Raw genomic sequence first — 9397 nt, 5'->3', positions numbered from 1 at the left:
CTGAGGCACCGAACCGACTTCCCCCCACAGCCCTGAGGGCGTGGGAGGTACCCACCGCGGTGGCCGCGCCCCGGCCCCGCCGCCCTTCACGCCGTCTGGTCCGGCTGTTGTGGTGAGGTTCGGTCCGGCTGTTCGTCCAGTCCGGTCACCGTCCCGCCGTCCGGTCCGGCCGTCGTGGTGCCGTCCGGCCCCGTTGTCGTCCGGCGTCCGGACCCGCCGTCGGGGTGCCGGTCAGCGCGGTGCGGTCGGGATCGTCGTCTCCGTCCGCTGGCCGGGCAGCTCCGCGGCCAGTCGCTCCGCCACCCGCGCCCGGTGGTCCCGGGCCCTCGCGCACAGCGCCCGTACGGCCTGGTTGAAGCGCTCCTGCGACGACGGCTCGGCCGGACCCAGCAGGCGCAGCTTCAACACGGCTCGCGCTTCGGCCAGTTCGTCCTTCTCCGGGTGGCGCACCGTCTCCAGCAGGCCCGGCACCCCGGCCGCGTCCGGCGTCAGCACGGTCGCCGCCGCCACCGTCGGGAACGCCGAGCGGAAGGCGTCCTCGGACAGCCCGCTGGTGTTGGCCACCGCGTACGGCTTCTCGCTGGCCAGGAACTCGCTGATCACGCTGGACACATCACTGATCAGCAGGTCGGCCGCGTTGAAGCAGGAGTACAGCCCGGGCCGGGCGTCCGTGATGACCTGGTGCTCGCCCTCCGGCAGCGAAGCCCAGTAGGCCTCCTCCCAGGCGGCGGTCGCCCGGGCCACCGCCTCCGCCCGGCCGGGCTCCGGCGCCGACTGCACCAGCATGCGCTCCACCGTGTCGGCCCCGGGCCGGAAGTCGGACGTGGTGAGCCGGTCCAGCTCGGCGGTGCGGCGCGCCAGTTCCGCCCCGGCCGGGGGACGCGGCACCGCCCGCTCCCGGTTCGCCGCCCGGATCAGCTCCCGGATGCGCAGGTCGGCCGCGCCCGCCCGCGGGTCCACCGACCCGGTCAGCGGATGCGGCTTGTACAGCACCCGCACGCCCGGTTCGGCGAGCAGCGCCCGCACCAGGTTCTCGCCGGCCGCGATCACCGAGGTGTTGCCGGGGTTGCCGTCCCAGCCCTCCCAGGTCGGCGCGTACAGGACGGTCGTGCACGCCCCGGCCGGCGGACCCGCGTAGGGCAGCACCCCGTCCAGCTGCGGGCGGCCCGTCTCCACCACGTCCTTGTCCTCGACACCCACCTCGGCCAGTGCGTACCGCTCGCGCGCGGCGGGACCGGCCACCCACACCTCGTCGTACGCCTTCGCGTACGGGTTGCACGAGGACAGCTTGTCGCTCTCGCCGTGGTTGACGAAGGTGTGCTTGATCGTGGGGATGCGCAGCACCTGGGAGGTCTTGCCGGAGTTCGCGGGGTGGATGAGGACCTGGAGCGTGGAGTGCTCAAGACGCATCAGCGTGGACACCTTCGGCAGACACACGATCGGGATGTCCGTCGCCGCGATCTTCTGCACCATGAACCGCTCGCGCAGCACGATGACCGGCCGGCCGTCCAGCTTCGCCAGCGGCTCCAGCCACATGTTCGCCTGGTAGGCCGAGGAGGCGCCGCCGGAGAAGTACAGGCCGACCGTCGGCCGGTAGGAGGACAGCCACGCGTCGAACCACTCCAGTACCCGCTGCTCGTCGGCCGGCCGGCGCCCCGGCAGCAGCCGCAGCAGCAGCGCGCCCAGCCCGGTCAGGGCCAGCAGCAGGGACAGCGCGATGCCCGCGGCCGCGTGGACCGGCCGGTCGCCCGCCGCGCCGGCCAGCAGTCCGGCCGTCGCCGGCAGGCCGAACACCAGCAGCCGCAGGCCGGGGCGGCGCAGCAGCACGGCCGGGGCCGGGGACAGCCGCAGCGCCGAGGCGTCGATGTTGCGGGTCACCACCGGCAGCGTGCGGGTGTGGCGCACCAGCACGGAGACCGCCTGGATCGCGCAGTGCAGCGCGTAGAACGCGAGCAGCCCGCCCACCAGCGGCGCGTACACCGTCTCCCGGTCCTGCTCGCCGAGCCGCAGCAGCGCCACGACCAGCAGCAGGTCCCGCAGGACGTGGCGCACGGTGATGTCGGCGTGCGACTTGGCGAACAGCGCCAGCACACCGCGCTGCCAGCGGTACAGGACGCCCTCGACGGCCAGGGACACGAGGGTCGCCGCGAGCAGCAGCGGGACGTCGGGCAGCAGCGCCGCGACCGCCTGGGCGGCGAACGCGGCGGCCAGGACGACGGTGACCAGCCCCTTCAGAAGGGCCGGCGGGCGGGGAAGAGGTACGGGCACTGCGGTCACTCCCAGAGCGTCGGTTCGGCGCGAGGTCGGCCGTCCGGGTTAACGCGCGGCTACCTCCGGACGACACGCGCGTGTCCTCGGGCCGGGAAGGGGTACGCGCCCCGCCGCGCCGTCGGACCGTAGCGGAATAATCCGTTCCTGTCGTGGGGCGGACCGCGAGCGAGACGTCCGCGCTCCTGTGACCCCGTCCGCACCGTCCGTAGCGTGGACCGGCTCCGCGTCCTGCCCGCGCGTCCCGTAGATTGCCTGGTGAGGGACTGGAGCGCAGCGAGGGGACGGGCGGCGACGTGGCAGGGGCAAGGCAGGCCGTGGGCGAGGCCCGCAGGATCGTCGTCAAGGTCGGGTCCTCCTCGCTGACCACCGCCTCGGGCGGCCTGGACGCGGACCGCGTGGACGCGCTGGTCGACGTGCTCGCCAAGGTGCGCAGCGGCGGGGAACGCGAGATCGTCCTGGTCTCCTCGGGCGCCATCGCCGCCGGACTCGCCCCCCTGGGCCTGCGCCGCCGCCCCAGGGACCTGGCCCGCCAGCAGGCCGCCGCCAGCGTCGGCCAGGGCCTGCTGGTCGCCCGCTACACCGCCTCCTTCGCCCGCTACGGCGTCCGCGTCGGCCAGGTGCTGCTGACCTCCGACGACATGAGCCGCCGCGCCCACCACCGCAACGCCTCGCGCACCCTGGACAAGCTGCTGGCGATGGGCGCCTTCCCGATCGTCAACGAGAACGACACCGTCGCCACGGACGAGATCCGCTTCGGCGACAACGACCGTCTCGCCGCCCTGGTCGCCCACCTCGTCCACGCCGACCTGCTGGTGCTGCTCTCCGACGTGGACGGCGTCTACGACGGCGACCCGGGCAGGCCCGGCACCTCCCGCATCGCCGAGGTGCGCGACCCCTCCGACCTCGCGCACGTCGAGATCGGCAGCGCGGGCAAGGCCGGTGTCGGCACCGGCGGCATGGTCACCAAGGTCGAGGCCGCCCGGATCGCGGCCGCCGCCGGCGTCCCCGTCGTCCTCACCAGCGCCGTGCACGCCGCCGACGCCCTGACCGGCCAGGACACCGGCACCTTCTTCCACCCCACCGGCCGGCGCTCCGCCGACCGGCTGCTGTGGCTCCAGCACGCCTCCACCCCGCAGGGCGCCCTGACCCTCGACGACGGCGCCGTCCAGGCCGTCGTGGAGCGCCGCAAGTCGCTGCTGCCGGCCGGCATCGCCGCCGTCGAGGGCGACTTCACCGCCGGCGACCCGGTCGAGCTGCGGGACGGCACCGGGCACGCGGTGGCCCGCGGGCTGGTCAACTTCGACGCCAAGGAGATCCCGCGGCTGATCGGCCGCTCCACCCGGGAACTCGCCCGCGACCTCGGGCCCGCGTACGAACGCGAGGTCGTACACAGGGACGACCTGGTGGTCCTGCACCCGTAATGGGGCGAAACGTCCGCCCCCGGTGGTGGACGTTCCGCAAAACCGCCACGCGAACCCTTGCGGCCTGCTCAACTTTGTCCCAGGGAACTGTTCCGCAGCAGCGCCACTGACAGCGCCACTGACCGAAGGAGGCCGTCGTGAGACGAGTGCGCCCTGGGACGCCGGCGTCCCGTGGTGGTACCGGCTCCCGCGCGGCCGGCGAGGAGCGCGCCCTGGCCAGCGTGGCGGCCGGAGACCGGTTCGAGGGCGGGGAGCCCGCGGACACCCCGCGCCTGTGGCACGTCACCCTCAGCGTCTCCGGCAAGGAGGCCCCGCTCCCCGAGGTCCGGCGCGCCCTGGAACAGCTCGCCCACGACCACCCCTTCCTGCTGACCAGCCGCTACGCCGTCGACCACGCCGAGATCCGCTACTGGGAGGAGGCCCGCGACCTGCACGACGCGGCCGCCGTCGCCCTGCGGCTGTGGGGCGAGCACCGGCAGACCGCCGGACTGCCGCCCTGGGAGATCGTCGGCCTGGAGGTCATCGACCGCGCGACCTACCACCAGCGCGTCGCCGAGGGGTACGGGCCGCCCCCGGCCTCGCCCGTCGGAGTCCACCCGTTCTGACCCGGCCCGGCTCGGGTCTCGCGGGGTGTCCCGGCGTGTCTCGGGGTGTGGAACGTGCGAGGAACACCCGCGCCCGGCGCACTACCCTTCCCTCATGACCACGCTCTCGCCGTACGACTCGATGTCCCCGGTCACCGAGGCCGCCTACCGCGCAAAGGCCGCCGCCGCGAGCCTCGCGCCGCTGCCCCGGGCCGACAAGGACGACGCGCTGCTCGCCATCGCGGACGCGCTGGAGGTCCGCACGAGCGAGATCGTCGAGGCCAACGCCGAGGACGTCGCCAAGGCCCGCGAGGCCGGCATCAGCGAGGGCATGATCGACCGGCTCACGCTCACCCCCGAGCGGGTCCGTTCCATCGCCTCCGACGTGCGCGACGTCGCCGCCCTGCCCGACCCGGTCGGCGAGGTCGTCCGCGGCTCCACGCTGCCCAACGGCATCGACCTGCGCCAGGTGCGCGTGCCGCTCGGCGTCGTCGGCATCATCTACGAGGGCCGGCCGAACGTCACCGTCGACGCCGCCGCCCTCTGCCTGAAGTCGGGCAACGCCGTCCTGCTGCGCGGCTCCTCCTCCGCGTACCGGTCGAACACCGCCCTGGTGCGCGTGCTGCGCGACGCCGTGGGCGGGGCCGGGCTGCCCGCCGACGCCGTCCAGCTCGTCCCCGGCGAGAGCCGCGACAGCGTGCGCGAGCTGATGCGCGCCCGGGGCCTGGTCGACGTGCTCATCCCGCGCGGCGGCGCCTCCCTGATCAACACGGTCGTCCAGGAGTCCGTCGTCCCGGTCATCGAGACCGGCACCGGCAACTGCCACGTCTACGTCGACGCGCAGGCCGACCTCGACATGGCCGTCGAGATCCTGATCAACTCCAAGGCCCACCGGGTCGGCGTCTGCAACGCGGCCGAGACCCTCCTGGTCCACCAGGACATCGCCGCCGCGTTCCTGCCGCGCGCCCTGGACGCCCTCGCGGAGGCCGGGGTCACCGTCCACGCCGACGAGCGCGTCATGGCGTACGCCGAGGACTCCAAGGCCACCGTCGTCGAGGCGACGGCCGAGGACTGGGAGACCGAGTACCTGTCGTACGACATCGCCGCCGCCGTGGTCGACTCCCTGGACAAGGCCGTCGAGCACATCCGGCTGTGGACGTCCGGCCACACCGAGGCCATCGTCACCACCTCCCAGCAGGCGGCCCGCCGCTTCACCCAGCTGGTCGATTCCACGACCGTCGCCGTCAACGCCTCCACCCGCTTCACCGACGGCGGCCAGTTCGGCTTCGGCGCGGAGATCGGCATCTCCACGCAGAAGCTGCACGCCCGCGGCCCCATGGGCCTGCCGGAGCTGACCAGCACGAAGTACATCGTGACCGGGGACGGGCACGTCCGCCGCTGACCGGGCGCCGGGTCACCCGAACGCCGGAACGGCGCAGGCGCGTGCGCCGGGGGCGGACCACCCGGTCGCGCGCCGTGCGCAGCCCCCGGGGGGCGTCTCGGCCGGCGGATGAATTTCCATACCGTCTGCCCAAAATGACCCCCCAGGTCTACTCTGGATCCGTGCCGGAGGACGTGGGGGGCACGCCGTTTCCGGACGGCCGGGAGCCCGACGACGACCACGACCGCGGGGTGTCGGACGAAGAGTTCGCCTCCGTGGTCTTCGACGAGGCCTTCGTACGCGCGGCCGTGGTGCACGAGCCGACCGCCGTGGAGCGTCTCCTGGCCGCCGCGCAGGCGAGAGCCGAGGCCTCCGAGGCGGAGGCCGCCCGCCGCGCCCACCTCAGGGGCGAGCGGTACGACGACGGGTACGGCCCGGACGGCCCCGGCGCCTACGGCCGTGATCCGGACCTGGACGACCTGGACGAGCCCGGCCTCCTGGAGGACCACTACGGCGACGGTGGACCGTACTCCAAACAGGTGCGCTGGCATCGCCCGGTCGCCTGGCTGCTCGCCCTCGTGATGGGGATCGGCATGGTCGCGCTCGCCTTCACCGCGGTCTACCGCGGGGCGTCCTCGAACCGCGAGGGCCCCGTGCCGCCGCCCGCCTCGACCGAACTGGAACAGGGCGGCGGGGCGGCCCCCTCCGCATCCGCCGACTACTCCCAGCCGGCCGTCTCGGTGATCCCGCGCACCCCCTGACCGGAAGCCGCCCATCTTGGTGAGGACCTGTCAGAACTTGTGGAGCAGCCCGGCGTTTACCCGGGCTCGCGGCGACCTACCCTGAAGATATGGGCGGGCCTGGAGACCCACCTGAGGGGACACCCGAGGGCGCTCCCGGAGGTGGCGAGGACGAGTACCGATCCGTCGTCTTCGACGAGTCGTTCGTCCGTGCTGCCCGCCTCCAGGAGTACTCCGCACAGGAGCGCATCGCCGACCACGCGCCCGCCGTGCGCCGCCGCCCGCCCCTGCGCCGGGGCCTGTCCCGGCAGGCACTGGTCCTCGTCCTGCTGATCGCCGTCGCCTTCGGCACCGCGATCTACATGGGCGTGCGGCACCCCTACCAGGGGCCCGCCGCCAGGGAGCCGGCCGAGCCGCTGCGAATGACCGTCATCCCGCTCGCGCCCGAGGGCAGGGTGCCCGGCACGGCCGACACGGCGTACCTGTACGCACACAGCCCCGCCGCGCAGTTCAAGACCGGCGCGGAGGGCGTGCCGCTGCCCCCCTCACGGCGTACCGCGCACTTCTCGGACAGCCAGGTCGTGACCGCGCTGTCCACGGCCAAGGACTACGTCGTCCGCTCCGCCCTCGACCCGGACGTGATCACGGGCGGCGAGATCCGCGCCGTGCGGGTCCTGCTCGATCCCGACCAGCTGGACCAGTTCGACCAGAGCTTCGCCCGCCCCACCGCGGACGGACGGCACGCGCCCACCGGCTGGCTCGTGCGCTTCGACCCCTCCCGGGCCGAGCTGGCCGACCGACGGGTGCGCGTCCAGGGCACGCTCCAGGCCGCCGAGACCGACGCGTCGACACTGGAGGTCACGGCCGATCACACGTTCGTGTACGCGCTGCGGCCCGCCGGGGCCGGGGACGAGGCCGCGGTGTCGCTGTTCACCGTCCGGCGCGAGCTGCAGTTCCGCTTCGACCGCGACGACCTCCGCCTGCACCAGGCCCAGCTGGTCGTCTCCTACGTCCAGGCGGGCCCGCTGTCCTGCGCCGAGGACTCCACGCACCACCTGAGGCCCCTGCTGGCCGGCCAGACCGCCAAGGAGGGCGGCCCCGCCGGCACCGACCCCTACGCGACGGGCAGCGCCACGGCCCTGTGCGGCTCCCTGGCGACGAGCGCGCAGCCGAAGGTGTGAGCGCCGGCCCGCGGGGCGCGGACGCGTTCCGAGGACCCGTGGGAGCGGCTCACCGGTCGTCGCGCGGCGGCGCGTCGTCCCCCTGGCTGTCCGACGGACCCGGCGACTGAGGGCCCCCGGGCGGCCTCGGGGCCGAGTTGGTGAAGCCGCCGAAGCCCCGGCGCACCCGGTCGCCGAGGTCGCCGGCGCCGCCCGCCAGATCCGTGACCAGCTTCATCAGCGGGTCCTTCGAGCTCTTGACCTGCGTGCTGTAGTGGTTCGCCGACTCGCGCCAGGAGTCCCGGACCGAGGTGTCCTTGTCCTCGTCGCGCCGCGGGTAGTGGCCGTCCATGATCCGCTGGTAGTCCCGCGACTCGGCCCACTTCTTCAGCTCGGCCGCCCGGACGGTCGTGAAGGGGTGGGAGCGGGGCAGCACGTTCAGGATCTTCAGCACCGAATCACGCAGGTCACCGCCCGCCTCGTACTCCTCGGCCTGGGCGAGGAAAGCGTCCACGTTCATCTCGTGCAGGTGGTTGCCGCCCGCGATCTTCATCAGGCCCCGCATGGACGCCTGCAGGTCCTGCCCGACCAGCAACCCCGCCCGGTCCGCCGACAGCTCCGACTTGCGGAACCACTCCCGCAGCCCGGTGACGATCGCCATGATCGCGAGGTTGCCCAGCGGGATCCAGGCCACCCGGACGGCCAGGCTGGTCAGGAACAGCAGGATCGTCCGGTAGACCGAGTGGCCGGACAGCGCGTGCCCCACCTCGTGGCCGACGACCGCCCGCATCTCCTCCTCGTCGAGCAGCTCGACCAGGCCCGTCGTCACGACGATGATCGGCTCGTCCAGGCCGATGCACATCGCGTTGGGCTGCGGGTCCTGGTTCACGTACATCGGCGGGACCTTCTCCAGGTCCAGGATGTGGCAGGCGTCGCGCAGCATCACGTTCAGGTGGGCGAACTGCTGGTCCGAGACCCGTACCGAGTCGGACAGGAACAGCAGCCGCAGACTGCGCTCGGGGAGCAGGCCGCTGAGCGCCTTGAACACCGTGTCGAAACCGCTGAGCTTGCGCAGCGCCACCAGGGCGGAGCGGTCGGCCGGGTGCTCGTACGTCCGCGAGGAGATCCCGGGGAAGCGCCTGCGCTGCCGGCTCGGCACCTGCTCGTGCCCGTCCTGGTCGTGGCCGTCGGACATGTCTTCCCCCATGTGCGTCTGGATGACCTTTGCGGCCCCTTGTGCGGCCCTTTGCTTCCCCGAGGCTGGGGCCAGCCTAGGCGGAGTTACGGTGGTCGGGCAGTACGGCGAAGGGAACCACCGTCATGGAGCACCACCCCGCCGCCTGGCTCGCCGAGGCCGCGAGCGCCGCCGACCGGCAAGGGGGACCGGGGATCCTCCGGATCGTTCTGCTCGTGATGATCGTGGGCTGTGCGGTGACCGCGTGGTTCCTGCTGCGTGGCTACAGACGGAAGGACGACTGAGGCAGCGCGAAGGTTCCCCCGCCGGACCCCGGGACCGGGCCGGTGCGGGCGCGCTCCCGTGCCGCGGGGCTTTCGGGGCACGAACAGGCGGAGTCGGGGTGATCGCGGCCGAGGCGCCCGCTTACGATGAGCCGACGTCTTTAACCCGCCCACACGCGATAGGTCCTGCCGAAGATGAGCTTCCACAGCGCCGCTGCCCAGTTGGTCACCCTCGCCGCCGAGGGCGAGGAGCACGGCGGAAACCACGAGAGCCTCAGCCCGTACCTCACCGGTGGCGCCGCCCTCTTCATCCTGCTGCTCCTGCTGTGGATCACCACGCGCTTCAACCGCGACCGCTGAGCCCGGCCGGGCACCCCGCGGA

Annotated in this window: 9 protein-coding genes; 7 read left to right on the top strand and 2 right to left on the bottom strand. The window is 73.4% G+C overall.

What is annotated here, in order from left to right; translation table 11 throughout:
* Window positions 1-231: 231 nt before the first annotated feature.
* Window positions 232-2268 (bottom strand): CDP-glycerol glycerophosphotransferase family protein, encoded by a 2037-nt coding sequence (locus tag ABTZ58_RS11380; RefSeq protein WP_351353660.1) that lies wholly within the window; start codon window positions 2266-2268, stop codon window positions 232-234.
* A 296-nt stretch (window positions 2269-2564) separates the two neighbouring features.
* On the opposite strand from ABTZ58_RS11380, the gene proB reads away from it, so the two are divergent.
* The 5 genes from proB to ABTZ58_RS11355 all read left to right on the top strand — a co-directional run bounded on the left by proB (window position 2565) and on the right by ABTZ58_RS11355 (window position 7578).
* On the top strand, window positions 2565-3692 hold the full coding sequence (gene proB, locus ABTZ58_RS11375) for a glutamate 5-kinase (protein WP_351353657.1): 1128 nt from the start codon (window positions 2565-2567) through the stop codon (window positions 3690-3692).
* A gap of 146 nt (window positions 3693-3838) precedes the next feature.
* Window positions 3839-4297 carry a DUF8830 family protein gene (locus tag ABTZ58_RS11370; protein ID WP_375141733.1) on the top strand — a complete coding sequence of 153 codons (459 nt, stop codon included), beginning with the start codon at window positions 3839-3841 and terminating at the stop codon, window positions 4295-4297.
* A gap of 94 nt (window positions 4298-4391) precedes the next feature.
* The gene (locus ABTZ58_RS11365) at window positions 4392-5678 is read left to right on the top strand and encodes a glutamate-5-semialdehyde dehydrogenase (protein WP_351353654.1); all 1287 of its coding nucleotides are present in this window, start codon (window positions 4392-4394) and stop codon (window positions 5676-5678) included.
* Between the two features lie 161 nt (window positions 5679-5839).
* A complete protein-coding gene (locus tag ABTZ58_RS11360) occupies window positions 5840-6418 on the top strand; it encodes an SCO2584 family spore wall biosynthesis protein (RefSeq protein WP_502996048.1) in 579 nt (192 codons plus the stop codon).
* A gap of 89 nt (window positions 6419-6507) precedes the next feature.
* Entirely contained in the window at window positions 6508-7578 is a 1071-nt protein-coding gene (locus ABTZ58_RS11355; protein ID WP_351353649.1) for an SCO2583 family membrane protein, read from the top strand.
* Window positions 7579-7627: 49 nt separating this feature from the next.
* Here ABTZ58_RS11355 and ABTZ58_RS11350 read toward each other — a convergent pair whose 3' ends face one another.
* A complete protein-coding gene (locus ABTZ58_RS11350; RefSeq protein ID WP_351353690.1) occupies window positions 7628-8752 on the bottom strand; it encodes a M48 family metallopeptidase in 1125 nt (374 codons plus the stop codon).
* Window positions 8753-8877: 125 nt separating this feature from the next.
* Here ABTZ58_RS11350 and ABTZ58_RS11345 point away from each other — a divergent pair, with 125 nt between their 5' ends.
* Together ABTZ58_RS11345 and ABTZ58_RS11340 are read left to right on the top strand one after the other, a co-directional pair.
* On the top strand, window positions 8878-9036 hold the full coding sequence (locus tag ABTZ58_RS11345) for a hypothetical protein (protein ID WP_094057639.1): 159 nt from the start codon (window positions 8878-8880) through the stop codon (window positions 9034-9036).
* A 174-nt stretch (window positions 9037-9210) separates the two neighbouring features.
* Complete coding sequence (locus tag ABTZ58_RS11340) at window positions 9211-9375, top strand: hypothetical protein (protein ID WP_309096745.1); 165 nt, start codon at window positions 9211-9213, stop codon at window positions 9373-9375.
* Window positions 9376-9397: the final 22 nt, after the last annotated feature.

It is taken from the genome of Streptomyces sp. NPDC094143, from assembly GCF_040303825.1.
Taxonomy (GTDB): Bacteria; Actinomycetota; Actinomycetes; order Streptomycetales; family Streptomycetaceae; genus Streptomyces.
This window is presented reverse-complemented; position numbering and strand designations above follow the sequence as displayed.